Here is a 24,360-nt window from a genome sequence, read left to right as displayed (position 1 = left end):
GACGCTCGACAGCGCGGCGGTCTCGACCGGGCGCTCGAGCAGATCCGTCTCGATGACACCCGCGACCTCGAACCCGGCGTCCAGCCGAGCGTGGGCGCGCTGACCGAGCGCTTCGTACAGGCGCACGATGACGTCTCCCGAGCCGTCCTGCGCGAGCTTGATCGCCTCGACGACCACGCCCTCGGTGTCGACCGCCACGAGCGGTGCCACCTCGGCCTCGGCGACGCCCTCGACGACGCGGAGCGGGAGGTTGGTGCGGTAGCCCTCGACGACCGCGTCCTCGACCTCGGCGCCCACGACGATGCCCACCTCGAGGTGGTGCGCGCCCTGGTCCTGCTGCGGGTCGGGGAAGAGCGCCCCGCGGATGATCGACAGGCGGACGAGCGAGTACGTGCCGCCCGCCTCGCGCTCGTGACGCGTGATGTCGTGGCCGTAGGTCGAGTCGTTCGTCACCGCGACGCCGAACCCGGGCTCGCCGACGCGCACCCACCGGTGCGCCGCGGTCTCGAAGCGCGCGGCATCCCACGAGGTGTTCGTGTGGGTCGGTCGGGTGATGTGCCCGAACTGGATCTCGGATGCCGCGCGGTCGGTGTGAACGTCGACGGGGACACTCAGCTTGAGCAGCTTCTGCTGCTCGTGCCAGTCGACGTCGATCGACAACCGCACGACGCGCGCGCCCGCGGTGAGCGCGATGCGGGTGACCAGGTGCGAGTCGCCGAAGGCCCGCTCGACCACGATCGCGTCGCCGTCGATGCGCACGGCCTCCGCGGTGTCGAGCGGCGTGACGTGGCGGCGGTAGGTCTCGTCGATGTCCCACGCGTCCCACTGCGTGGGGGTGTCGCGGAACAGTTCGAACAGCCCCACCGTCTGCCCCTCCGGCACGACCTCGCGTCCGGATGCCACGTCGACGAGCGAGATGATGAGGCCCCGCGAGTCGATCACGGCGTGCACGATGCCGTTGTCGAGGACGAAGCCCTCACCCTCGGCGCGCGGGGTGACGTCGCGCGTGGCCGAGACCGCCGCGATCCCGAGCGCCGGGGCGCCGCCGCGGCGGTGCGGGGCGGCGTTCGCCACCACCGCGCGGTCGCCGGTGCCGACGAGCGCACGGATGCTGTCGCCGATGACCTGCTCGAGCTCCGCCGCGATCGCGGCGTAGTTGCGCTCGGCATCCCGGTGCACCCACGCGATCGAGGTGCCGGGGAGGATGTCGTGGAACTGCTGCAGCAGCACGAGCCTCCACAGGCGCTGGAAGGTCTCGGCGGGGTACGCAGCTGCCGTGCGCACCGAGGCGGTCGCGGCCCACAGCTCGGCCTCGCGCAGCAGGTGCTCGCTGCGGCGGTTGCCCTGCTTCGTGCGCAGCTGGCTCGTGTACGTGCCGCGGTGGAATTCGAGGTACAGCTCCCCCGCCCACACGGCCGGGTCGGCGTACTCGGCCTCGGCGGTCTCGAAGAACTGCCGCGGGGTGGAGTGCTTCACGATCGGGGCACCCTCGAGCGAGTGCGTGCGGGCGATCGTCGCGGTCATCTCGCGCGTGGGTCCGCCGCCGCCGTCGCCGAAGCCGTACGGCAGGAGCGAGGTGCGCGCGCGGCCCTTGTCGGCGAAGTTGCGCTCGGCGTGCGCGAGGTCGGCCGCCGTCACCTCGGAGTTGTACTTGTCGACGGGCGGGAAGTGCGTGAAGATGCGCGAGCCGTCGATGCCCTCCCAGCGGAAGGTGTGGTGCGGGATGCGGTTGGTCTCGTTCCACGAGATCTTCTGCGTGAGGAACCAGCGGGCTCCCGCGGCCTTCATGATCTGCGGCAGCGCGCCGCTGTAGCCGAACGAGTCGGGCAGCCACACCTCTTCGGTGTCGATGCCGAACTCCTCGAGGAAGAAGGTCTTGCCCTCGAGGAACTGGCGGGCCATCGCCTCACCGCCGACCATGTTCGTGTCGGACTCGACCCACATGCCGCCCACGGGCACGAAGCGCCCCTCGGCGACGCGCTCCTTCAGGCGCTCCCAGAGAGCCGGGTAGTGCTCTTTCATCCACGCGAACTGCTGAGCGGACGAGCTCGCGAAGACGAACTCGGGGTCCTCGTCCATGAGCGAGAGCACGTTGCTGAATGTCCGCGAGACCTTGCGCGCGGTCTCGCGCACCGGCCACAGCCACGCGGAGTCGATGTGCGCGTGACCGACGGCGTGCAGCACGTGGGCACTGGATGCCGCGGGCGCGGCCATCAGCGGGGCGAGAACGTCGCGACCGGCCTGCGCGGTGCCGGCGACGTCGTGGGGATCGACCGCGTCGATCGCGGCATCCATCGCCTCGACGAGGGTCGCGCGGCGCGCGGAGGTCGCGTCGAGCTCGGCGATCAGGCCGTGGAGGAGGCGGAAGTCCTGCAGCAGGTTCCACACCGCGAGGTCGCGGAGGCCGATCGACATCTCGCGCAGCGTGTAGAGAGGAGCGTCGCCCGCGGTGGCGAGGTCGCCGAGGTGGGTCGGCTCGAAGGTGAAGAGGCTGCCCACGTCGGGGTTGGACGCCGCCTCGACCAGCACGTCGACACGGCCCTCGGCGTCGATCGCGGCGGGGCTGGCGTTGTTGAACGGCGAGACGCCCTTGATGGGCGCGCCCTCGCGGTTCCAGACGAGCGCCTCGCACTGGAAGCCGCTCTGCCCGGCGGTGAAACCGAGGTCGATGACGAGCTCGGCGACGGTGCCCGCCGGCAGTGCGCCCGATGCGTCGCGCCACGCGGCGGGAATCTCCCCCGACACGGCGAACCAGGTCGTGCCCCACGCCCGGCCCCACGGCGTTCCGATGGCGAAGGGGCGGTACGCGGCATCCCGAGCCTCGGCGAAGGTCACGGGCTCGCCCGGAGCCTCCCACGCCGAGATCTCGAGCGGCTGGCGGGCGCGGTAGACGGCGGGGGCGAGACGCTCGCGGATGAAGCGTTCGATGCGCATCTCGATGAGCGCGGTGCGGTCGTGCATGAAGGATTCCTTGTCTGGGGGGGACGGGTCAGCCCTTGACGGCGCCGGCGAGTGCCGAGGTGCCGCCGAGCCCGCGCTGCACGAGGACGTACAGACCGAGGACGGGAAGGGAATAGACGATCGAGTAGGCCGCGAGCTGGCCGTAGGCCACGGCTCCGAACGACCCGAAGAAGTTGAAGATGCTCACGGCGGCTGGCTGGTAGTCGGGGCTGAGCAGCAGCACGAACGGCACGAAGAAGTTCCCCCACGCCTGGATGAACGTGAAGATGAACACCACGGCGATACCGGGACGCATGAGCGGGAGCACGATCTGCACGAGCGTGCGCATCGATCCCGCGCCGTCCATCCAGGCGGCGTGCTCGAGCTCGACGGGCACGCCGTCCATGAAGTTCTTCATCATCCAGATCGCGATCGGCAGAGCGCTCGCGGTGAGGAAGAGGATCGTCCCGCCGATCGAGTCGATGAGGTTGAGCTGCACGAACAGGCTGTAGACCGGCACCATGATCGCCGTGATCGGCAGGCACGTGCCGAACAGCACCGCGTACAGGAACGGCTTGCCGACGCGCATCTTGTAGCGCGACAGGGGGTACGCGGCGAGCGAGGCCAGCACGACGGTCGCGACTGCGGTGCCGCCGGCCAGCAGCACGCTGTTCCACAGCGGGAGGAACAGCAGGTCGGGCTTCATCACGGCCGCGAAGTTGTCGAGCGTGACGACCTCGGGCATCTTGATCGCGAGCGTCGGCTGCGCGTCGAGCGAGGCCGTCACCAGCCAGATGAGCGGAACGACGAACAGGATGCCGATGACGATGAGCAGCGTGTTGCTGAGGACCCGCAGCGCACGTGTGCGGGGCGAGGATAGGGAGGCCTTCGTGGGCTTCGCGGCGCGTGTACGGCCGGTCACTTCGGGGAGGGTCGTGGTGGTCATGACGAGACCTCCTCGCGCAGGGCGCGGACGTAGAAGAACGAGAAGATCGCGCCGATGAGCAGCATGATCGTGGCGATCGCGGTGCCGTAGCCCAGCTCGCCGAACTTCAGACCCTGCTGGTAGGCGAGGATCGGCAGCGTCGTGCTCTTGTTGCCGGGGCCTCCGCCGGTCATGACGAAGATGAGCGTGAAGACCGACAGGGTCTGGAGGGTGACGATCATCGAGTTGGTGCCGATGGTCGAGCGGATCATCGGGATCGTGATGAAGAAGAGCCGCTTGATGCCGCTGGCCCCGTCGACCTCGGCGGCCTCGGTGATCTCAGGCGGCACGTCGGCGAGAGCGGCCGAGTAGACCATCATCGAGAACGCGGTGCCACGCCAGATGTTGGCGATGATGACCATGAGCACGGGCATCGTGAACAGCCAGCTGACGGGGTCGAGGCCGAAGACCGAGAGGATCGCGTTGAGCGAGCCGTTGTCGCGGAAGAAGGCGTAGGCCGCGAATGCGGCGACGATCTCGGGCAGGACCCACGCGGTCACGACGATCGTGCCGACGATCGCGGTGACGATCCGGTTGCCCGAGCGCATCATGAGGGCCAGCGCCAGCCCGAGGATGTTCTGACCGATCACCGCGGAGAAGAACACGAACACGATCGTGTTGATCACCGAGACGGGGAAGTCGGGTGCCTTGAAGAGCTGGGTGTAGTTGTCGAACCCGATGAACTCGCTCGCGACGGCGGTCGAGCCCGAGAGGGTCGCGTTGGTGAGCGAGCCCCACAGCGACACGAGGATCGGGCCGAGCAGGAAGATCGCCAGCAGCAGGGCTGCGGGCAGGAGCGGGAGCGCCCGGGCCGACGACCGGAGGCCGCGCGCTCTCGCGCGCGACCCCCGGCCGGTTCCGGTCGCCCCGGTCTGAGCCAGGGCGGTCACGGTCAGCCCTTCTGGGTGTTCTCTTCGCCGACGATGCCGATGACGGCCTGGTCGTAGGCGGCGGCCGCGTCGTCGACGCTCGACTGCCCGGTCATGACGGCTTCCATCGCGACCTGGATCTGGTTCGAGATCTTGTCGTAGTCCTCGGTCGCGGGGCGGAAGTGCGTCGTGTCGACGAAGCTCGAGAACGTCTTGAAGCTCGGGTTCGCGTCGAGGTACTCGCTCGACTGGGCCACGTCGGCGCGCACGGCGATCTGGCTGTTGTCGATGTTGTACGCCGTGGCGTTGTCCTTGTTCACGGCGGTGGAGAGGAAGTCCCACGCGGCGTCGGCGTTCTTGGTGTTCTTGCCGATCGCGAGCGTCCATCCGCCCGACATGCTCGTCGTGCCGGGAGCCTGCCCCTTCTGCGTCGGCATCGCGGCGATGCCGAGGGTGTCGCTCCACGCGGGCCACGCGGCGGTGCCGCCGTCGACCCACGCGGCCGACTGCCACGAACCGTCGAGCGCGATCGCCAGCTTGCTCGAGGGCAGCCAGTCAGCGGTCACGCTGGTGAAGATGTTGGGGTCGAGCGCCTGCTGCAGCGACGGGCCGAGGCCGCCCTGGTACACGTCGCTGACGAACTGCAGCGAGTCCTTGAAGCCCTGGCTGCCGACGACCCACTTCTTGCTGGAGGTGTCGTAGAGCGTGTCCTCGGTGCCGTAGAGGAGCATCTCGAGGCCCTGCATGGATGCCGCTTCGCCGGCGGTCTTGCCCGAGTAGACGTTGATCGGGATGACGTCGGGGTCGGCGGCCTTGACCTTCTCGGCGGCCGAGAGCACGTCGGCCCACGTCTTGGGCTGCCACGGCACCGAGATGCCGGCCTTGGCGAAGATCTCCTTGTTGTACCAGAGGCCGCGGGTGTCGGTACCGAGCGAGACGCCGTAGGTCTTGCCGTCGGGGCCGAGACCGGCCTGCTTGGCTCCCTCGGCGAACTGCGACCAGTCGTCCCACTTCGCGAGGTAGTCGTCCAGCGGCAGCAGGTAACCGGCTGCGGCGTCGGACTGGATCTTGAAGGTGTCTTCGTACTGGACGTCGGGGGCCGTGCTCGCCGACTTGTTCATCAACGCGAGCTTCGTGTAGTAGTCGGCGCCCTCGGCCTGGATCGGGACGAGCTCGACGGTCACGCCCTTGTGCGCCGCCTCGTACTCCTTCTTCGCGTTCTCCATCAGCGTCTGCATCTGGTTGAACGTCGCCGTGGTCTGGTACGCCACGCGAATGGTGTTCGCGTCGCCCGATCCCCCGCTGCCGCCGGAGCAGCCGGCCAGGGCCACGGTCAGGGCCGTCACGGTCACGAGACCGCCGACCATCGTCGATTTCTTCATGGAAGCTCCTTTGCTCGGGTGGAGACACCGCGTCGCCAGAACTTTTTATAAATCAAATGGACTAACTCGGCAAGTCGTGTCGTCCGACAGGCGGTAACGATCAGGCCACGGGACGCTGTGAGAGCCTCAGGGATCGCTCAGATCGCGATCATCATGCGGGCGGGGCGCGCCGCGAATGCCCCGTCCAACATGAGGCAGGCCGCGCCGACGGCGGCCACATCGGCGCCCACGCGCGACAGCCGCACGGTGATCGCGCGGGTGGCGGTCGACACCGGGTCCGACGTGACGCGCGCGCTCACGGTGTCGACCAGAACCTCCGAGAGCCGTTCCCACACGGGTCCTCCGAGCACGACCTCGTCGACGTCGAGGAGGTTGTTCGTCACGACCAGGGCTCGGGCGATCCGCTCCCCCGCGCGGCGCAGGACGTCGCCCGCGCGGGTGCCGCCTGCCGCGGCGTCCTGGACCAACCGGTCGAGATCAGGACGGGTGTCGCCGGTTTCGGTCGGCACGTAGCCGGCTTCGGCGAGGAGCGTGCGCGGCTCGATCGAGACCCCGAGGCACCCGTGCGACCCGCATGCGCACGCCGGACCGTCGGGGTCCACGACGACGTGCGCGATACCCCCGGCGTTGCCCGTGCGGCCGCGCACCGGCGCGCCGCCGATCGCCACGCCGAGACCGACACCGGCGCCGTAATACAGGAACATCGCGTCGGTGAGGGCGTCGGACCGGTCGAACCACATCTCGCCGACCATCGCGGCGGTCACGTCCTTCTCGACGATCACCGGGAGGCCTGTCGCCGCACCGAGGTCCTCGCGCACGTGGACGTTGTGCCACGCAGGTAGCAGGGGCGGATCGAGAAGCCTGCCTCCGCGAGCGTCGAACGGGCCGGGAGCGGCGACGCCGACTCCGAGCACGAGCTCCCGGGGGATCTCGGCTTGAGCGACGATGCGATCGACCGCGGCGCGGACGTCGTCGATGAGCTCGGCGGGGGCAGCGCCGTGTCGTCGCGGGATCTCGTCGTGCGCCACGACGTCACCGGCCATATCGACCACGACGATCGTGTCGACCACCGGGTCGAGGTGCACGCCGACGGCGAATCGGGAGCGCGGTTCGAGCTTGAGCAGCGTGCGTGGCTTGCCCGGGCCGGAGATGACTTTTCCCGCTTCGGCGATCAGCCCCTCGTCGGCGAGGCGTCGCGTGACGTTGCTGAGGGTCTGGGCGCTGAGTCCGGTGCGCGCCGACAGCTCCACGCGGCTCAGGCCCTCCGGTGCGCGGCGGATGAGGTCGAGCACGAGGGTCTGGTTGTACTCGCCGACAGCCGGCAGGTTCGACCCCGTCCGCATCGCCCCTCGCTCTCGCTCGCCGGCCCGCGTCGCAGACCCCCGCTCAGCGTACGCCCGCGTAGAAGTAGCGCCCCGCCGCGTCGTCGTCCGTCAGGCGCCGAGCGCGAGCGCCGCTGCGCCCAGCAGGGGCCCGTCGCCGTCCAGGCCCGAGCCGACGATGCGACAGCGTCGCGCGTAGGCGTGCACCGCCGCGGCCTCCGCCGCCACGCGCACCTGATCGACGTAGTCGTCGGCGACCTGCGAGAACCCGCCCGCGATCGCGACCGCTTCGAGGTCGCACAGCGTCGCCGCCGCGGCGATGGCCTGGCCGACCGCGGTCGCCGAGCGCGACACGGCGGCGCGGGCGATCTCGTCGCCGGCACGGTACGACGCCGCCAGGTCGAGTCCGGTGGCACCCTCCCAGCCCTGCGTGCGCGCCCACGCGACGGTACCCGGACCCGCGGCGACGGCTTCGAGAGTGGATGCCACGACGTCGCCCTCGTGGATCGTCCGCACGAAGGTCTGCCCGAGGTGGCCCGCGTTCCCGCTCGCGCCGCCCATCGGACGCCCGTCCAGGACGAATCCTCCGCCGACCCCCGTGGAGACGACGATCGCCATCGCGTTCCGGCATCCGCGCAGAGATCCCCGCCAGTGCTCGGCGAGCGCGATGCACGTGCCGTCGAGGGCGAGCGTGATCGGACCGTCGATCAGACCGCTCAGCACCTCGTCGATCGGGAGACCGGCGGCCTGGGGCAGGTTGAGCGGCGAGACCGAGCGCGACGGGAGGTCGACCGGTCCGGCGCTGCCGACGCCGATCGCGCCGACACGCAGACCGGGGACCGCAGCCAGCGCCCCCTCCGCCGCTTCGCGGACGTTGCGTGCGATGGCCTTGCGGTCGTTCTCGCGCCCGGTGGGCCGGCGCGTCACGCTCTCTCGCACCACCTCGCCGGCGACCGACACGACGGCAGCGTCGACCTTCGTCCCGCCGATGTCGACGGCGAGAACGTGGGTGTACGCGGGCAGGGACGGGGTGGCATCGGACATGCGCGCTCCTCGGGTGAACGAATGCTCCCCGATCCTAGGGGCCGGTGCATCCGCCGAGTGACGCCTGTGCACCGCGCCCCGGACGGCCCCGAGCCCCGCGGCGCAGGTTACGATCAGGTCACGGCGGCAACGGCTGCCGCCGCCCATCGACACGAGGGATGCCATGGACGAGACGGCCACGCCCGAGGCGGCATCGCGACTCCGCCGCACCGAGACCGCCCGCCCGGGAAGTGACGAGCCGCTCACCGCGGAGTCCTTCGCCCGGCTGACCGATCAGATCACGGCATCCGTCTCGAACGTCATCGACGGCAAGCCCGAGGCCGTCCAGAGCGCTCTGATCGCGCTCCTGGCCGAGGGGCACCTGCTCATCGAGGACGTCCCCGGGGTGGGCAAGACCATGCTCGCCCGCGCGCTGGCCGCGACGGTCGACGCCGACGTGCGACGCATCCAGTTCACGCCCGACCTCCTCCCGGGAGACATCACGGGCGTCTCGGTTTTCAACCCGGTCACGCGGCAATTCGAGTTCACGCCTGGCGCGGTGTTCGCCAACATCGTCATTGCCGACGAGATCAACCGCTCCTCCCCCAAGACGCAATCGTCGCTGCTCGAGGCGATGGAGGAGCGCCAGGTGACGATCGACGGGCGGACGCACGTGCTGCCCTCCCCGTTCCTCGTCGTGGCGACGCAGAACCCCTTCGAGATGGAGGGCACCTACGCCCTCCCCGAGGCTCAGCGCGACCGCTTCCTCCTGCGCATCTCGATGGGCTACCCCGATGCCGCCGCCGAAGCGCTCATGCTGCGCCAGCGCGACTCGGTGAACCCCTTGGACGGGATCGTGCCCGTCGTGACCGCGCGGCAGGTCACCGCGATGATCGCCTGGGCCCGTGGGGTGCACGTCGCCCCCGCGCTCGAGGAGTACGTCGTGGCGCTGGCTCAGGCGACGCGGAGCCACCCCGACATCCGCCTGGGTGCGAGCCCGCGGGCCACGCTGCAGCTGGTCCGTGCGGCCAAGGTCCGGGCGGCGCTCGACGGGCGCGCCTACGTCATCCCCGACGACCTGACGTCGCTGCTCAACCCGGTGTTCGGTCACCGCCTCATCGCGAACCGCTCCGCCGCGGGCGGCCGCGCGGGAGCGGTCGTGGTGTCCGAGGCGCTCGACCGCATCGCCGCGAGCGTGCGCGTCCCGCTCGCCGCCCGAGCGTGAGGACCCGATGAGACGCCGGTGGCCGCTGACCCTCCGGGGCAGCGGTGCCGCGGTGCTCGCGGTCGCCTCCCTCGTCATCGCGCAGCGGGCCGGCATCCCCGAACTGATGTACTTCGGCGTGCTCATGGCCGCGCTGCTGGCCGCGGCCGCCGTCACCCTCCTGATCGCGCGGCGCACCGACCGCGTCACGCGGACCGTCCGCCCCGACGTGATCGACGTGGGATCGCGCACCGACGTCGTCGTGCGCGTCGGCCTGCAGACGGCCCTGCCGACCGCTCCCGGCCGATGGGCCGACGCCCTTCCCGCGGGGGTGAGCGGGAACGCGCGGGGTCTGTTCCCGGCGACGGCGTCATCGCTCGGCCGCGACACCGTCCCCGTCGAGCTCCGTTACGAGATCGTCGGCCGCGAGCGGGGCGTTCATGCGCTGGGACCCCTCGAGGTCGTCACGACCGACCCGTTCGGCCTCGTCCGTCGCCGATTCAAGCTCGGGCGGCCCTCCCCGATCACGGTCGCCCCCGCGATCGTCGACCTTCCGCCCCTCCCCCCGACCGGGGGCGAGGCGGGCGGCACCCGGCAGTCCTCGGCGCTGCAGCTCGGGGAGGGCGTCGACAACCTGGTCGCCCGTCCCTACGCCCCGGGCGACTCGATGCGGCGCATCCACTGGCGCGCGACCGCGCATCGCGACACCCTCATGGTGCGCCAAGAGGAACAGGAGTCCAGCCCCGCGGCGACCGTGGTGCTCGATCGTGCCCCGTCGCGATGGTCCGCCGCGGCCGGCGAGGCGCCGAGCGCGGACATCGCCTTCGAGACGGCGGTCTCGGCATGCGTGTCGGCGGTCGCACGCCTCGTGCACGAGGGGTACACCGTCGACGTCGTCGACAGCGACGGCGAGCTCCTGGCCGAGCCCGTCGACGGCGGAGAAGAGGGAGAGGCGCGAGCACTCGCGGCAGCTTTCGCCGGCCTGACCGCGCGCGTCGACGGTTCGTCCGCGCGCGTGATTCCCGCGTCTGCCGCGGTCATGATGGGACCGGTCGTGGTCGTCACGTCCGACCCCTCGCGTGACCCCGCGCTGGTTCCCGGCGCCTTCGCGCAGCGCTCGGCGCTGCCGATCATGGTCGTGGTCGCGCCCCAGCCCGACCTCGACGCTCCCCTCGCCGCGGGGTGGCGCGTGGCATCCGTCCGTCCCGGCGGCGACATCGCCGCGGCGTGGGCCGACGCGACCGAGAGGGGACTCGCCGATGTCGGCCGGTGACGTGACGGAGCTGCGCACCCCGCGCCGCCGCCGCGATGCGTCACTTCTGACCCTCGGACTGTTCGCGGCGATCGCCGCCGCGATGCTCCCGGTGTTCTCGGTCATGGCGCCGGGCTCGTGGACCGTGCAGGCCGGGTTCCTCGCGGCGGCGATCCTCGGGGCCGGTCTGATCGCGCGGCTGTGCGCGCTGCCGGCGCTCGTCGCGACGGTGATCGAGCTCGGCATCTGGATCTTCGCGCTCACGGCCCTGTTCGGGCGTGCCACCGCGGTGCTGTGGGTCATCCCGAGCCCCGCGACCGTGGGCACCGTGCCCGGTCTCGTCTCTGCGGCATCGGAAGAGATCCGCACCGGTGTCGCCCCGGTCGCTCCGGGCGTGGGACTCGCGTTCGTGCTGGTCGCGGCGATCGGCGCCCTCGCCATCGTCCTCGACCACGTCGTGCTCACGGCCCGGATGCCGCTGCTCGCCGCCGTGGGTCTCGTCGCGGTCTCGCTCATCCCGACCATCGCGATCCCCGCAGATGTCGACGTGCCCGGATTCGTGCTGCTGGCCCTGGCGCTCCTCTTCCTCCTCCGCGTCGACACACGTTCGCGGCACGGCGGGAGTCGCGCGCGCGGACGCGGCGCCTCTGCCACCGCCCTCGGCATCGCGGCGGTCGCGGTGCTCGTCGCCGTCGTCGCGACGCCCCTCCTCCCCCAACCGGCCCTGCGCTTCGCCTCCGGCGGGACGGGCGGATACGGAACGACGATCAACCCCAACCTCGAGCTCGGCAACGACCTGCGCCAGCCGCGCGACGTCGACGTGCTCACGCTGCAGACGGACGCACCCACACCGCCCTACCTGCGCGCGGTGACGCTCTCGAGCTTCGACGGCTCGGTGTGGCAGCCCGACCGCGCCGACACCGTGAACGTCCCCGACGACGGCCCGGTGTTCGCGGCCCCGGAGATCGACCCTGACATCGCGGTCGCGCAGTACACGACCGACATCTCGGTCGGCGAGCTCGACAGCCCGTGGCTCCCCGTCCCCTCCCCCGCGACGACCGTGACGGGTCTGCAGGGCGACTGGCTCGGGATGCCGGACAACCGCACGATCGTGTCGCGCGCGGGCTCGTCGCGCGACCAGGACTACGAGGTGCAGACGATCGCGCCGCGACCGACCCTCGAGCAGATCCGCGCGCGTCCCGTCGGAGGATCGGAGCTGGGCGATGCGGTGCGCGCCCTGCCCGCCGACGTCCCCGCCATCATCGGCGACACCGCCCGTGAGATCACGGCGGGCGCGTCGTCGCCGTACGACGCCCTGATCGACCTGCAGACCTGGTTCCGCAGCAGCGCGTTCCGGTACTCGCTCGACGCCCCGGTCGAGGCGGGGTTCGACGGGGCGGGACTGGATGCCGTGGCCGACTTCCTCCAGGCGCGCACCGGATACTGCGTTCACTACGCCTCGGCCTTCGCCGTGATGGCCCGAACGCTCGACATGCCCTCGCGCATCGTCGTGGGCTACCTGCCCGGCACGATGTCCAGCTCGGGCATCGGGCAGGAGCGGTCCACGTTCACCGTCACCTCGAGCCAGCTGCACGCGTGGCCCGAGGTGTATTTCCAGGGCATCGGCTGGGTGCCCTTCGAGCCCACCAACAGCCTCGGCGTCCCCACGAGCTTCGCCTCCGGCAGCACGGGCAGCACGACCACCACCCCCAACGCTCCGCAGCAGTCGCAGAGCGCGGCACCGGGCAGCCAACCCACGACCGCCCCCTCGCTCGGAAACCAGGACGGCCCGGGGCTGTCGAGCGGAAGCACCGCGGGCGCGTCGCGGGCGATCGGTCCGGGTCTGCTGATCGCCGCGGGCATCGCGGTGCTGCTCCTGATCCTCGCGGTTCCCGCGGTGGTTCGATCTCTGCGACGCCGTTCGCGTCTCACCGCGGCACGGGCGGGAGACCCCGTGGCCGCGTGGACGGCGGTGCAGGACGACGCGGTGGATCTCGGCATCCCGGTCCCGGGCGGTGAGTCGCCGCGGCGGTTCGCCGAGCGTCTCGTGCGGGACCACGGCGCCGATGCCGACGACGTCGACCTCCTGCGCGCGGCGGTCGAGCGCGTCAGCTACGCCGAGAACGCGCTGGATGCCACCGCCGGACCGCTCCTCGCCGACGCCGCCGCGCGGGTCGGCGCGAGCCTGAGCGCCCAGGTCGCGGGGCCGCGCCGCGTGCTCGCGCGGGTCCTTCCGCGTTCGCTCGTCGTGCGGCCGGGGACGGCGGCTGCCGAAGAGCGTGAGCGGGTCGGCGCGTAGCGGGTTCGAGCCCCCGGACGTCTCGCGCCCCGCGGAACGAACGCGAGAGCCCCGCCCGAACTTGCGTTCGGACGGGGCTCCTCGTGGCGGAAGTGACAGGATTTGAACCTGCGAGGCGAGTTACCCCGCCTACATGGATTCCAGCCATGCTCCTTAGGCCGCTCGGACACACTTCCAAGGGACGATCTTACACGGCGGCGACGCCCTCCCCCGCCGCGGGCTCCCTCAGCGGACGTCGGCGCCCTCGTCGAGCAGCGACCGCGGCACGCGGTGCAGCGTGACCGCCCCCACCGCGTCGAACGGGTGCAGGGGGTCGGGGTCGACCGCGCCGGTCGGCCCGCCCAGCTCCGAGTGCGCGAGCGCACTCATCACGGTGTAGGCGTCCATGGCATCCCATCCGCGGTCGACGAAGGCGTCGAAGGCGTCCTCGTAGCCGCGTCGCACGCTCTCTTGCACGGTGGCACCAAGGCCGACGAAGATCCACTCCCCGGCCGTGGCGATGCGCGGGGCGCGCAGCCCCATGCCCGGGACCACCTCCACCGACACGACGACCGTGCCCTCGGCCTCGATCGCGACGAACGACGACTCGCCGCGCGCCATGATCGCGTGCACGTCGCCGATCGCGAGGAGCGCCCCCTCGACCTCGACGGGCAGGTACACCGTCGCGCCGGGGGCGATGTCGGTGACGTCCATGTTGCCGCCGATCGCGTGGGCGGGCATGACCGTGCTCGCGACCCCCGAGGCGGGCGCCGTGCCGATGCAGCCCACCATGGGTCGGGGCGCGACGGTCACGGCATCCGTCAGGTGCACTCCGGCGGCGTCGATCGGGATGCGACGCGTCACGACGCGGTCGGGCATGCGGTCGCGCAGGGCCCCGACACCGGGCAGGCTCATCGCCCACCCGGTGTCGGTCAGCCGGATCTCGTGGATCGTCACCGCGAGGGCGTCTCCGGGACGGGCACCCTCGACGTACACGGGGCCGGTCACCGGATTCAGCGGTGCCTCGAGCCTCGCGAGGTCGCCGTGCTCATGCAGCTCGCGGTAAACGGCGTCGTCGGTCTGGAACGCGAGGCGCTCCCCCGTGCCGGGCCGCACGCGCAGCACGGGCGGCACCGACGCATCGTGACCGGGGCGTCCGTGCTCCTTGCCCAGGAAGTGGTCCGTCACCGCGAGGCCACCTCGCCGCCGCTCTCACCGGCCGTCGCCGTCGCGTGCTCGGGCAGCGGCCCGGTCGCGCCACCGCTCTTGCGAGCGAAGATGAGGTAGACGACGCCACCGACGACGAGCCACAGGATGCCGCCGACCTTCGCGGTGATGTCGGCGTTCAGCAGCACGTAGCCGATGATGAGGAATCCGATGACCGGCACGACGAGGTGAAGCAGGTAGTTCTTCGACTTCTTCTTGCCGAGGTAGTAGACCGCGACCGAGACGTGCAGCAGGAGGAAGCCGAGCAGCGCCCCGAAGTTCACCAGCGACGAGATCACGGCGATCTGGCCGACGAAGAACAGCACGAGCACGAGCGAGATCGCGCTGACCGAGAGGATTGCAGCCAACGGCACCTGGCGCGAGTTGACCTTCGACAGGAAGGCGGGGAGGCGCCGGTCGCGGCTCATCGAGTACAGCAGGCGCGAGGTCGCGGCCTGGGCCGCGACGGCGTTGGCGATGCCGACCGCGACGACGTTGACGGCGAGGAACGCGGTGGCCCAGCCCGAACCCGCTGCCTGAGCGACGAGCAGGAAGAAGGCGTTGTTGACGTCGTCGTCCGAGAACGAGATCGTGCCGGCGGCCAGGGCGCTGGCGAACCACGTCTGGGCGATGAAGAGCACCGCCACCACGAGCAGCGCGATGATCATCGCGCGACCGCCCGACTTGCGGTCACCGGTGGACTCCTCGGCCATCGTCGAGATGCCGTCGAAGCCGAGGAAGCTCAGCACCGCGATCGAGAGGGCGGTGGCGATGAGGGCGGGGTTGACCTTCTCGGCATCCCACACCGGGGCGATCGAGAACTCGGCCCCGGGAATCGCCCCGGAGGAGAGGGCGACCATGGCGATCACGACGAAGATGACGACGAAGAGGAGCTGGATGCCGAGCATGACGCGGTTCGCGAGCTTGATCGAGCCGATGCCGAGCACGTTGATGACGGTGTTGATGATGACGAACGACACCGCCCAGATCCACTGGGGCACGTCGGGGAAGATCCCGGCCATCGACGACGCCGCGAACACGTAGAGGAGCGTGGGGACGAGCAGGTAGTCCAGCAGGATCGCCCACCCGGCGAAGAACCCGACGGTGGGGTGGATGCCGCGACCCACGTAGGAGAAGACAGAGCCCGCGATCGGGAACGCCTTCGACATCTGCGCGTAGGCGAGCGCGGTGAAGATCATGGCCACGACGCCCGTGATGTACACGAGCGGGACCATGCCGCTGGCGGCGTTGTACACGACGCCGAAGATGGCCCACGGGGCGATCGGCACCATGAAGACCAGGCCGTAGACGACGAGGTCGAGGGTGGACATGGAGCGCTTGAGCTCCTGCTTGTAGCCGAAGGACTCCAGCGATTGCTGGGCTCCGGGGGCGGTGTCGGACATGGAACTCCTGTTCGGGTGCGGTGGAGCGTAACGGGGCGGGTCGGGTCAGGGAAGAGGGGCGAGGAAGTCGGCGATCACCCGGCGGAACTCGTCGGGCTGCTCGAGGTGCGTGCAGTGGCTCGCGCCGGCGAACACGTGCGAGCGCGCGCCGGGGATGTGCTCGACGAAGGGCGCCCACGTCTCGGGCGTGGCCTCGTCGAACTCGCCGGCGACCACGAGCGTGGGCACGGCGACCTGCGGCAGGCGGTCGATGATCGTCCAGTCGCGGCCGGTGCCGACGACGTGGAACTCGTTGGGCCCGTTCATCGTGAAGTACACCGTCGGGTCGGCGAGCATCTGCTGCTCGCTGTCGACGAAGTCCTGCGGCATGGGGGTGACGCGGCAGACGTGGCGCTCGTAGAAGACGCGGGTGGCATCCACGTACTCGGGGTCGTCGAGGGTGCCGTCGGCCTCATGACGGTCGAGGGCCTCGCGGGCTTCGACGGGCAGCTCGGCGCGCAGCCGAGCCGCGCCGGCGAGCCACAGTTCCATGGATGCCGGGGAGTTGCAGATCTCGAGACTCTTCAGCCCCGTCGGCTGTCGGACGGCGATCTCGGCGCCGAGCATGCCTCCCCACGACTGTCCGAGCACGTGGTACTCGTCGAAGCCGAGAGCCTCGCGCAGGTTGTGGAATTCGTCGACGAAGAGCTGGGGAACCCACTGCGAGGCCGGGGCGTCGGGGTGGTGCGAGCTCTTCCCGCACCCGATCTGGTCGTAGTGCACGACGGTTCGGCCGGTGAGCTCGGCGAGAGCGTCGAGGTTCGCGACGTAGTTGTGCGCCATTCCGGGTCCGCCGTGCAGGACGAACAGCGGCGCTTTGCCGGTCGGCTCGGCGGGCTCGGTGAGACGGGCCCAGGTGAAGCCGTCGTGGAAGGGAACGGTGATCTCGCGGTGCATGGAGTCATCGTGGACCCCTTAATGGTTCGTTGGCAAACCTTTTCTGCGGAATTAACATGGAGGAAACGACGGGAGCCCATGGCCGAGACCGACGACGCCTCCCTGGTGGACCGCGTCACCCAGCGCCTCATCACCGCGGTCGCGGTGGGCGAGTTCCTGCCCGGCACCCGTCTTCCGGCCGAGCGCGACCTCTCCCCCCTCCTGGGAGTGGGGCGCACCACCGTCCGCGCCGCACTCGACGACCTGGCGACGCGCGGACTGATCGAGAAGCGCCGCGGCCGCGCGGGCGGCACCTTCGTCGCCGAGGAGTGGCCGGCCTCGATCGTCGTCGGCGTCGACCGCTGGTTCGAGCAGCGCTGGAGCGACCTCGTCGACGCGTGCACCGCGAGCTCGATGCTGCACTCCTCGCTCGCCCGCCTCGCCGCCGAAAGACGGACGGATGCCGACATCGCGGTCATGCAAGACCGTCTGGCCGCCTTCCACGCGGCGGATTCCGGCAATCCCAAGCAGCGCGCCGACAGCCTGCTGCACCTGTCGATCATCGACGCGGCGCACAACACGGCCCTGCGCGACATCCTCCTCGAGCACGAACGACACCTCTCGCTGTCGGCTCCGGCGCACCCGTGGGGCGACCGCGAGAGTCACCGCCGCATGGAGTCCCGCGCGGCCCGCGAGCACGACGCGATCGTGGCCGCGATCGTGACCGCCGCCCCGGACGAGGCCGCCGAGCTCGCGCGCCGACACGTGCAGATCGACCTCGAGCTCTTCACCGAGGCGCGGGAGTTCGCGCGCCGCCGCGCGGCCGCGGCCGCGGGCTCGGGCTGAGGCGCGCAAGCGGTGGCCGCGACGGGAGGATGTTCCGCGCGCGGAGGAGCGCCACGGCTTCCGGCATCCTTCCCCGCGTGGATCTCCTCCCGGGGACCGTCGCAGCCTGGCGCGCCGACGCCCCGGGGCGCGGCTCGGCGTCCGCGAAGGGAGGAGATTCTGGGACGGGAGGACGACCCGGCCCCGCGGCATCCTCCCTCCGCCGAATCTCCTCCCGAGAGCTCGGCCTCAGCCTTGCAGGCGCGCCTCCAGGCCCGCCCGGACGCCCGGCCACTCCTCCCGGAGGATCGAGAAGTAGAGCGTGTCGCCGATCGAGCCGTCGCCGGCGATGCGGTGGTGACGCAGCCGTCCCTCGAAGGTCGCGCCGAGGCGCTCGATCGCCCGCGCGCTGCGCTCGTTGCGCGCGTCGCAGCGCAGTGCCACGCGGTTGAGCGCCCACTCCTCGAACGCGTGCGCGAGCAACAGCAGCTTCGTCGCGGGATTCGTTCGCCCGCCCTGGAACGCGCGGCCGTACCAGGTCGTCCCGATCTCGACCCGGCCCTGCGCGGGCGCGAGGTCGTAGAACGTGGTGGATCCACGGACGCCGGAGGTCTCGGCATCCCGAACCGTGAAAGCGAACATTCCCGGCGCCTCGCGCTGACGCTCGACGTGCGCGGCATAGGCGTCGACCGTCGCGGGCCAGGGCGTCGTCATGCCCGCCCAGAGGGAGGCGTCGGTCAGGGCCCAAGCCTCTGCGGCGTCATCGGGACGAGCGGGGGTGAGACGGATGCCGTGCCCCTCGAGCACGAGGTCGTGAGCGGTCATCGCGCCTCCAACTGCGCGACGAACTCGTCGGCCGCGGCGAGCTTGCGGCGCAGGTCGTCACGGCGGAGGATCGCCTCGTCGCGGATGTCGGCGAAGCGAGCCTCCAGCGCCGGGTCGCCGGGTGCGGCGTCGAGGCCATCGACCACCGCGAGCAGCTCGCCCATCTGCTCGAGCGAGTACCCGAGCGGCTTCATTCGTCGGATCAACAGCAAGCGCGCCTCGTCATCGGCGGTGTACAGGCGGAACCCGCCCTCACTGCGCGCGGAGGGGCGCAGCAGACCGATCTCGTCGTAGTGGCGCAGCGTGCGGATCGACATGCCCGTCCGCTCCGCGAGCTCGCCGATCTGCATCGTGCGCTCGTCGGTCATGGCCTCCCCGATCCCGCAACCCTCTCGTTACGGTAGAGTCTTTCTCGGTCGCGATCGCGACCCCCCTATTCTTCCCCGCGCGACGCGGATCCCCTCCGGAGCACCTCCATGACGAACGTCCTCGCACGCCCGCGCCCCGAACCCACCGTCCTGCAGGCCCTGCGCTCGCCCCGCCTGCTCACCCGCGAAGTGCTCGCCGGCCTCGTCGTGGCGATCGCGCTGATCCCCGAGGCGATCGCCTTCTCGATCATCGCCGGGGTCGACCCGCGACTGGGGCTGTTCTCGTCGTTCGTCATGGCCGTCGCGATCGCGTTCCTCGGCGGCCGTCCCGCCATGATCTCGGCGGCGACCGGGGCGATCGCGCTCGTCATCGCCCCCGTCGCCCGCGAGCACGGCGTCGACTACCTGCTCGCGACGGTGATCCTCGGCGGCATCCTGCAGGTGGTCCTGGGTCTCGCGGGCGTCGCGAAGCTCATGCGCTACATCCCGCGCAGCGTCATGGTCGGGTTCGTGAATGCGCTGGCGATCCTCATCTTCACCGCGCAGGTGCCGCAGCTCATCGGGGTGCCCTGGGCCGTGTACCCGATCGCAGCGGCGGGCCTGCTGATCATGTACCTGTTGCCGCGCCTGACGAAGGCCGTGCCCGCCCCGCTCGTGGCCATCGTGCTGCTGACGGGCGCCGTCGTGGTGCTCGGCATCTCGGTGCCCACCGTCGGCGATCAGGGGGCACTCCCCGAGAGCCTGCCGGCGCTGTTGATCCCGAACGTGCCGTTCACCCTCGAGACGCTCGGCATCGTCTTCCCCTTCGCGCTCGCCATGGCGATCGTCGGGCTGCTCGAGTCGCTCATGACCGCGGCCCTCGTCGACGACATCACCGACACGCCGTCGTCGAAGACCCGCGAGTCGCTCGGCCAGGGCGCCGCGAACGTGCTGTCGGGGCTGTTCGGCGGGATGGGCGGTTGCGCGATGATCGGCCAGACGATGATCAACGTGAAGGCGTCGAGCGCGCGAACGCGCATCTCGACCTTTCTCGCCGGAGTTTTCCTGCTCGTGCTCGTGCTCGTGTTCGGCGACGTCGTCGCGATCATCCCCATGGCCGTGCTCGTGGCCGTCATGATCGTCGTGTCGATCGCCACCTTCGACTGGCACAGCATCCGCCCCTCGACCCTGCGCCGGATGCCGCTCAGCGAGACCATCGTGATGGTGCTCACGGTCGCGATCACCGTGTGGACGCACAACCTCGCGATCGGCGTGGGGGTCGGGGTGATCGCCGCGGCGGTGCTGTTCGCCCGGCGCGTGGCTTCGCTGACGACCGTCACCCGCTCGGTCGAGGGCGACACGGCGCGGTACACCGTCGAGGGCGAGCTCTTCTTCGCGTCGAGCAACGACCTCACGACGAAGTTCGCGTACCACCGCGACCCGGCGCGCGTCGTGATCGACCTGTCGCGTTCGCACGTGTGGGACGCATCGACCGTCGCGGCCCTGGATGCCGTGCAGACGAAGTACGCCCACCTCGGGACGACCGTCGAGCTCGAGGGGATGAACGCCGCCGCGGCGCGGTTCCACGAGCGCCTCAGCGGGGGCCTCGGCGCGGGGCACTGACACTCGCCGGCTGCGCTTGCGTGGCGAGCGGAGGACCAGGGACGGCGGGAGGAAGCTCGGACGAGAATCCTCCTCCGCCGGTCACATCTCCTCCCCTCGCCACCGGGCGGGCGACGCCGGCGACCGCGCCACCGTGGCGAGCGGAGGACCAGGGACGGCGGGAGGACGCCCGGGCCGGAATCCTCCTCCGCCGGTCACAGCCCCTCCCTCCACCACCACGCGTCTCGCGCGCGACGACCTCAGGAACGCAGCGTGGTCTACGGCGTTTCGCGCGCGACGACCTCAGGAACGCAGCGTCGTCGACGGCGTCTCGCCGAACTCCCCGCGGTACATCGCGGCGAAGCGACCGAGGTTCGAGAAGCCCCAGCGCGCCGCGATCGCCGCGACCGTGTCGACGGACGGGTCGGCGCTGCGCAGATCGGCGCGAGCCGCGTCCAGGCGCACGCGCCGCAGGTACTGCATGGGGGTGCGCCCGGTGGAGGCCCGGAAGGCGTATTGCAGGCCGCGGGGCGACAGCCGGGCCGCCGCAGCGATGTCGGCCAGAACGACCGACTCCGCCGCGTGGGCTTCGATGTACGCCTTGGCGCGGCGGACGGGCGCCGGCAGCGGACGGGCAGGGCGGCCCGCGGCGAGCGCATCGGTGAAGGTCGTGGGGAAGGTGAGCAGCGACGCCTCGAGCATGAGCGTCCGCGCCTGCTGCTGGATCAGCGGGGTTCGCTCCGGGGAGCGCAGCAGGACATCTCTCGCGTACTCCCACGTGCGCGTCCAGTACCGCAGGCGCTGCTCGCTGACCGGGGCGTACCCGGTCGCACGGACCCGCAGTCCCTCATCACCCGAGAGCCGACGCGCGCCGTCCTCGAAATCGGAGCGCGAGAACGAGACGGCGGTCCCGGCGATGCGACCGGTGAAGGCCACCTCGAGTGGGCGATCGACGACCATGAAGGGGACCGCCGTGTCGATGCGTTCACGGCGATACGTTCCCGCCACGCGCGACCCCGCGATCCGTCCCATGACGACCTGATCGAGAGGGTCGGACTCGACGAGCATGGTCGATCCGATCGTGTAATCGCAGAAGGCGAAACCCGTATCCGAGACGGCATGCCAGTTCAACGCGGGCTGAATGGCGTCGGCGCGCGAGATACGAGCCCCCGGAACGACCGTCTGCCACATCTCCTCGACGACGGCGGCATCCCTGGTCTCGATGTTCGTATGCTCCACGGGGCTTTCCTAAATCGTCCGGAAACGTGCGGCAACACCGTTGCTTTCTCACGCGAAATGTGCGTGGGATCGCTCTCAGGACATCGGGGGGATATCGACGAGAAAGGATGCCGGGGGAATCCCTTCACCGTATCGTTCCCGGTCAGTGGCGAGAAACGAGCGAGGGCGGCCGCTGGGCAGCGGTTGCGCGCAGATCGTGGTCTCTCGAACCGTGACCGAGACGCGGGTCGCATAATTGGTGAGGCTCGCGTTCCGGCGGCCACCGATCGACGGGATGCCGAATGACCTTTCGCACCATGGCGACTCTGCAATCGTGGGTCGATGACTTCCATGCCCTGGGGTACCACGACGCCGACATTCTGCGGGTCATTCCCCAGGATCTGGACGACGATCTGGATCGAGGACTGATCGCGGCGCAGCTGCGCAGCGTTTCGACGACGTTCTTCGTGGCTCCCGGCGCTGCGGCCGGATCGACGGACTGGGCCGTGACATTCGAGCCGCGCGAGAACGCCGCTCCGCTGCCCGCGGGGAAGGTGCTCGCCCTCTCGGGAGAGCTCGCGATGCTCTCGGCGCTCTGCTCGTTCCTGCAGGCGCGCTCCGAAGCATTCCTCGCGGGGCAGTAAGGGTCGTCAGCCCGCTCGCGAGGCCTCGGCGACGACGCGTTCGAGAATGTGAGCGACGCGTGCGCCCTCATCCGGGTCGAGTGCCGCGATCGCCCGCTCGATCGACCGGTCGAAAGCGCGCAACAGCGACCAGGGGTGCGCGTCGAGGTCGATGATGGCGGTGATGTGGTTCACCCGACGATCCTCGGTGTCGAGGTCGCGACGCACCGCACCGCGCTGCACCAATCGATCGATCAGCGTCGTCACGCCCGCGGACGTGATGCCGAGGTGGTCGCGCACGTCCGAGGGTCGAGCGCCCGGGCTGTCGACGATGAAGAGCAGCGCGCGAGCGTCGAGTTCGTTCAACGACAGCTCGCGCCGCGCCTCGGCGACCGCCGTGCGACGCGCCTCGCCGTAGGCGAGGAGGGCGCGGCCCATCGGTGAATCCGGGGCGGAGCCGGATGGCGAATCGGGTGACGACGACACGACCGTACATCGTACTCATTCCGGCTCTGTGCGCGTGAGCGCGCGCCGACGGGTGAAAGGGACGAGCACTGGGCCGGATCGCGCGTTGCACGCGCAACGGCGGGGCGCAAGGCCATCGGAGGCGCCCATCGATCGCACCTATACCGAGAGTCCCATCAGGACAACGGAAGGAGCGAACATGTCGCAGTTCACCGCGTCGGACGGCGAGGAGCGAGACGCCCCCGGAAAGATGGATGCCGCTACGCACGAGGCGTCCGAGGTCACCACCACCGCACGAGAGGCCGCGCAGAGCGTCGCCGAGACGAGTGCGCACGAGGCGGCAGCGGTCGCCGGCGTCGCCAAGGATCGCGTCGCCGACCTCGTGTCGCAGTCGCGTCGAGAGCTCACCGACCAGGCAGCCGGCCAGCAGCAGCGTCTCGCCGCCGGCCTCGGCACGATGGGCGACGACCTCTCGCGGATGGCGGATGCCGATGAGAACGGCGGTTTCGCGGGCGAACTCGTGCGGCGCGCGGCGTCTCACGTGTCGACGGTCGGAACCTGGCTCGGCGACCGCGATCCCCAGCAGCTCCTCCACGATGTGACGGGTTTCGCCCGGCGTCGGCCCGGCACGTTCATCGCGGCGGCTGCGATCGCGGGAATCGTCGTCGGCCGCCTCAGCCGGGCCCTGGCCGCCGGCGCATCGACCGGAGACGCATCGAGCACCGCGAGCGCGTCGGACACGGCGGACGGCCCACGATTCGCCGAGGCGGATGCCGCCGCGCGGGCAGCCGAGGCTCCTCTCCCCTCGACCGAGGGAGATGCCGTCGTCGACGACACCGGCCTCGTCGCGGGAGTCGACGGTGGCGATCCGCCGCTGTACACCGAATCCGCCGCCCGCCTCGGTGGCACAGACGCCCGGGGTGACGGATGAGCGACGCAACCCCCTCGGAGCGCCGGGCCGCGACCACCTCGCTCGGCGACCTGGTCGGCGAGGTCACGCGCGACATGTCCACCCTCATGCGCCAGGAGCTCGCGCTCGCGAAAGCGGAGGTGAAGGACTCGGCCTCGAAGTCGGCGAAAGGTGCCGGGCTGCTCGGCGGGGCGGGCTACGCGGCCGGGATGGTCGTGCTGTTCCTTTCCATCGCCCTCTGGGCGGCCCTCGCCCTCGTCATCGGGTCGGCGTGGTCCGCGGTCGTCGTGGCCGTGCTCTGGGCGATCATCGCGGGGATCCTCTTCGCGATCGGCCGCGCACAACTGAAGAAGGTGCAGGGCGTGCCGCAGACGGCAGCGACCCTGCAGGAGATCCCGGAAGCATTCACCAGGAACGAGGAGAACCGATGACCGATTCACCGGAAGCCATCCGCGCAGAGATCGAGCGCACGCGAGCCGAGCTCGGCTCGGACGTCGACGCTCTCGCCGACAAGGTCACCCCGTCGAAGATCGTCGACCGCCAGAAGAGCAAGGTGCGCCACGCCGTCGGCGGCCTGCGCGACCGCCTCATGGGTGCCGCAGACGACACGGGCTCGGCCGCGAGCGATCTCGCCCACGGAGCCGCGGATGCCGCGCACAACGCGACCGAGAAAGTGAAGGGTGCCCCGCTGGCGGTCGGCCTGGTGGCCTTCGGCGCCGGTCTCGTCGTCGCCTCGCTCATCCCCCCGTCGCGCGCCGAGCGCGAC

22 protein-coding genes, 1 tRNA gene and 1 pseudogene are annotated in these 24,360 nt (G+C 70.7%); 9 read left to right on the top strand and 15 right to left on the bottom strand.

The window, feature by feature from the left end:
• From P2P98_RS15610 to P2P98_RS15580, 7 genes and pseudogenes are all read right to left on the bottom strand, one after another.
• On the bottom strand, window positions 1–2,961 hold a 2,961-nt coding region (locus P2P98_RS15610; protein ID WP_275801073.1), incomplete at its 3' end, for a glycoside hydrolase family 38 C-terminal domain-containing protein.
• A 28-nt stretch (window positions 2,962–2,989) separates the two neighbouring features.
• The gene (locus P2P98_RS15605; protein ID WP_275801072.1) at window positions 2,990–3,886 is read right to left on the bottom strand and encodes a carbohydrate ABC transporter permease; all 897 of its coding nucleotides are present in this window, start codon (window positions 3,884–3,886) and stop codon (window positions 2,990–2,992) included.
• Window positions 3,883–4,815 carry a sugar ABC transporter permease gene (locus P2P98_RS15600; protein WP_275801071.1) on the bottom strand — a complete coding sequence of 311 codons (933 nt, stop codon included), beginning with the start codon at window positions 4,813–4,815 and terminating at the stop codon, window positions 3,883–3,885. The genes P2P98_RS15605 and P2P98_RS15600 overlap by 4 nt, the downstream gene beginning before the upstream one ends.
• 2 nt (window positions 4,816–4,817) lie before the next feature.
• On the bottom strand, window positions 4,818–6,176 hold the full coding sequence (locus P2P98_RS15595; protein WP_275801070.1) for an extracellular solute-binding protein: 1,359 nt from the start codon (window positions 6,174–6,176) through the stop codon (window positions 4,818–4,820).
• Between the two features lie 137 nt (window positions 6,177–6,313).
• Window positions 6,314–7,228 carry an ROK family protein gene (locus P2P98_RS15590; RefSeq protein WP_275801074.1) on the bottom strand — a complete coding sequence of 305 codons (915 nt, stop codon included), beginning with the start codon at window positions 7,226–7,228 and terminating at the stop codon, window positions 6,314–6,316.
• 126 nt (window positions 7,229–7,354) lie between these two features.
• Window positions 7,355–7,528 (bottom strand): annotated as a pseudogene (locus tag P2P98_RS15585) (MarR family transcriptional regulator); the annotation flags it as partial.
• 81 nt (window positions 7,529–7,609) lie between these two features.
• Window positions 7,610–8,542 carry an ROK family protein gene (locus tag P2P98_RS15580; protein ID WP_275801068.1) on the bottom strand — a complete coding sequence of 311 codons (933 nt, stop codon included), beginning with the start codon at window positions 8,540–8,542 and terminating at the stop codon, window positions 7,610–7,612.
• 163 nt (window positions 8,543–8,705) lie between these two features.
• Between P2P98_RS15580 and P2P98_RS15575 the strand changes: the two genes are divergently transcribed.
• Genes P2P98_RS15575 through P2P98_RS15565 form a run of 3 tightly spaced genes read left to right on the top strand, consistent with a single transcriptional unit; the run spans window position 8,706 to window position 13,276 of the window.
• On the top strand, window positions 8,706–9,746 hold the full coding sequence (locus P2P98_RS15575; protein ID WP_193752676.1) for a MoxR family ATPase: 1,041 nt from the start codon (window positions 8,706–8,708) through the stop codon (window positions 9,744–9,746).
• A 7-nt stretch (window positions 9,747–9,753) separates the two neighbouring features.
• On the top strand, window positions 9,754–10,998 hold the full coding sequence (locus tag P2P98_RS15570; RefSeq protein WP_275801067.1) for a DUF58 domain-containing protein: 1,245 nt from the start codon (window positions 9,754–9,756) through the stop codon (window positions 10,996–10,998).
• Window positions 10,985–13,276, top strand: coding sequence for a DUF3488 and transglutaminase-like domain-containing protein (locus tag P2P98_RS15565; protein WP_275801066.1), 2,292 nt, complete (start codon window positions 10,985–10,987; stop codon window positions 13,274–13,276). Before P2P98_RS15570 ends, P2P98_RS15565 begins: the two co-directional genes overlap by 14 nt.
• A gap of 84 nt (window positions 13,277–13,360) precedes the next feature.
• On the opposite strand, the gene P2P98_RS15560 is transcribed toward P2P98_RS15565, so the two are convergent.
• From P2P98_RS15560 to P2P98_RS15545, 4 genes are all read right to left on the bottom strand, one after another.
• A tRNA-Ser gene (locus P2P98_RS15560) sits at window positions 13,361–13,452 on the bottom strand.
• A gap of 49 nt (window positions 13,453–13,501) precedes the next feature.
• Entirely contained in the window at window positions 13,502–14,443 is a 942-nt protein-coding gene (locus P2P98_RS15555; RefSeq protein ID WP_275801064.1) for an acetamidase/formamidase family protein, read from the bottom strand.
• Window positions 14,440–15,864, bottom strand: a complete 1,425-nt coding sequence (locus tag P2P98_RS15550) for an APC family permease (protein WP_275801061.1) — start codon at window positions 15,862–15,864, stop codon at window positions 14,440–14,442. Before P2P98_RS15550 ends, P2P98_RS15555 begins: the two co-directional genes overlap by 4 nt.
• A gap of 45 nt (window positions 15,865–15,909) precedes the next feature.
• A complete protein-coding gene (locus P2P98_RS15545; RefSeq protein ID WP_275801059.1) occupies window positions 15,910–16,800 on the bottom strand; it encodes a proline iminopeptidase-family hydrolase in 891 nt (296 codons plus the stop codon).
• 78 nt (window positions 16,801–16,878) lie between these two features.
• On the opposite strand from P2P98_RS15545, the gene P2P98_RS15540 reads away from it, so the two are divergent.
• Window positions 16,879–17,625: a GntR family transcriptional regulator gene (locus tag P2P98_RS15540; RefSeq protein WP_275801058.1), complete on the top strand. Its 747-nt coding sequence runs from the start codon at window positions 16,879–16,881 to the stop codon at window positions 17,623–17,625.
• A 228-nt stretch (window positions 17,626–17,853) separates the two neighbouring features.
• Here the strand turns inward: P2P98_RS15540 and P2P98_RS15535 are convergent, their stop codons facing one another.
• Together P2P98_RS15535 and P2P98_RS15530 are read right to left on the bottom strand one after the other, a co-directional pair.
• On the bottom strand, window positions 17,854–18,429 hold the full coding sequence (locus tag P2P98_RS15535; protein ID WP_275801057.1) for a GNAT family protein: 576 nt from the start codon (window positions 18,427–18,429) through the stop codon (window positions 17,854–17,856).
• Window positions 18,426–18,797: a MerR family transcriptional regulator gene (locus P2P98_RS15530; RefSeq protein WP_275801056.1), complete on the bottom strand. Its 372-nt coding sequence runs from the start codon at window positions 18,795–18,797 to the stop codon at window positions 18,426–18,428. Before P2P98_RS15530 ends, P2P98_RS15535 begins: the two co-directional genes overlap by 4 nt.
• 108 nt (window positions 18,798–18,905) lie before the next feature.
• On the opposite strand from P2P98_RS15530, the gene P2P98_RS15525 reads away from it, so the two are divergent.
• The gene (locus P2P98_RS15525) at window positions 18,906–20,399 is read left to right on the top strand and encodes a SulP family inorganic anion transporter (RefSeq protein WP_275801055.1); all 1,494 of its coding nucleotides are present in this window, start codon (window positions 18,906–18,908) and stop codon (window positions 20,397–20,399) included.
• Between the two features lie 282 nt (window positions 20,400–20,681).
• On the opposite strand, the gene P2P98_RS15520 is transcribed toward P2P98_RS15525, so the two are convergent.
• Entirely contained in the window at window positions 20,682–21,617 is a 936-nt protein-coding gene (locus P2P98_RS15520) for an AraC family transcriptional regulator (RefSeq protein WP_275801054.1), read from the bottom strand.
• A gap of 281 nt (window positions 21,618–21,898) precedes the next feature.
• On the opposite strand from P2P98_RS15520, the gene P2P98_RS15515 reads away from it, so the two are divergent.
• Window positions 21,899–22,240 carry a hypothetical protein gene (locus P2P98_RS15515; RefSeq protein WP_275801053.1) on the top strand — a complete coding sequence of 114 codons (342 nt, stop codon included), beginning with the start codon at window positions 21,899–21,901 and terminating at the stop codon, window positions 22,238–22,240.
• Between the two features lie 6 nt (window positions 22,241–22,246).
• Here P2P98_RS15515 and P2P98_RS15510 read toward each other — a convergent pair whose 3' ends face one another.
• Window positions 22,247–22,657: a MarR family transcriptional regulator gene (locus P2P98_RS15510; RefSeq protein ID WP_275801052.1), complete on the bottom strand. Its 411-nt coding sequence runs from the start codon at window positions 22,655–22,657 to the stop codon at window positions 22,247–22,249.
• 226 nt (window positions 22,658–22,883) lie between these two features.
• Here P2P98_RS15510 and P2P98_RS15505 point away from each other — a divergent pair, with 226 nt between their 5' ends.
• The 3 genes from P2P98_RS15505 to P2P98_RS15495 all read left to right on the top strand — a co-directional run.
• A complete protein-coding gene (locus tag P2P98_RS15505; RefSeq protein WP_275801050.1) occupies window positions 22,884–23,615 on the top strand; it encodes a hypothetical protein in 732 nt (243 codons plus the stop codon).
• Window positions 23,612–24,025, top strand: a complete 414-nt coding sequence (locus P2P98_RS15500) for a phage holin family protein (protein ID WP_275801049.1) — start codon at window positions 23,612–23,614, stop codon at window positions 24,023–24,025. The genes P2P98_RS15505 and P2P98_RS15500 overlap by 4 nt, the downstream gene beginning before the upstream one ends.
• Window positions 24,022–24,360: DUF3618 domain-containing protein (locus tag P2P98_RS15495; RefSeq protein ID WP_275801048.1), on the top strand; the 339-nt coding region annotated here is incomplete at its 3' end. The genes P2P98_RS15500 and P2P98_RS15495, both read left to right, overlap by 4 nt.

The sequence above is a fragment of the Microbacterium sp. Kw_RZR3 genome (genome assembly GCF_029222405.1).
GTDB lineage: Bacteria > Actinomycetota > Actinomycetes > Actinomycetales > Microbacteriaceae > Microbacterium.
Note: the sequence above shows the minus strand (reverse complement) of the source record. Positions and strands in the feature narration are given on the sequence as shown.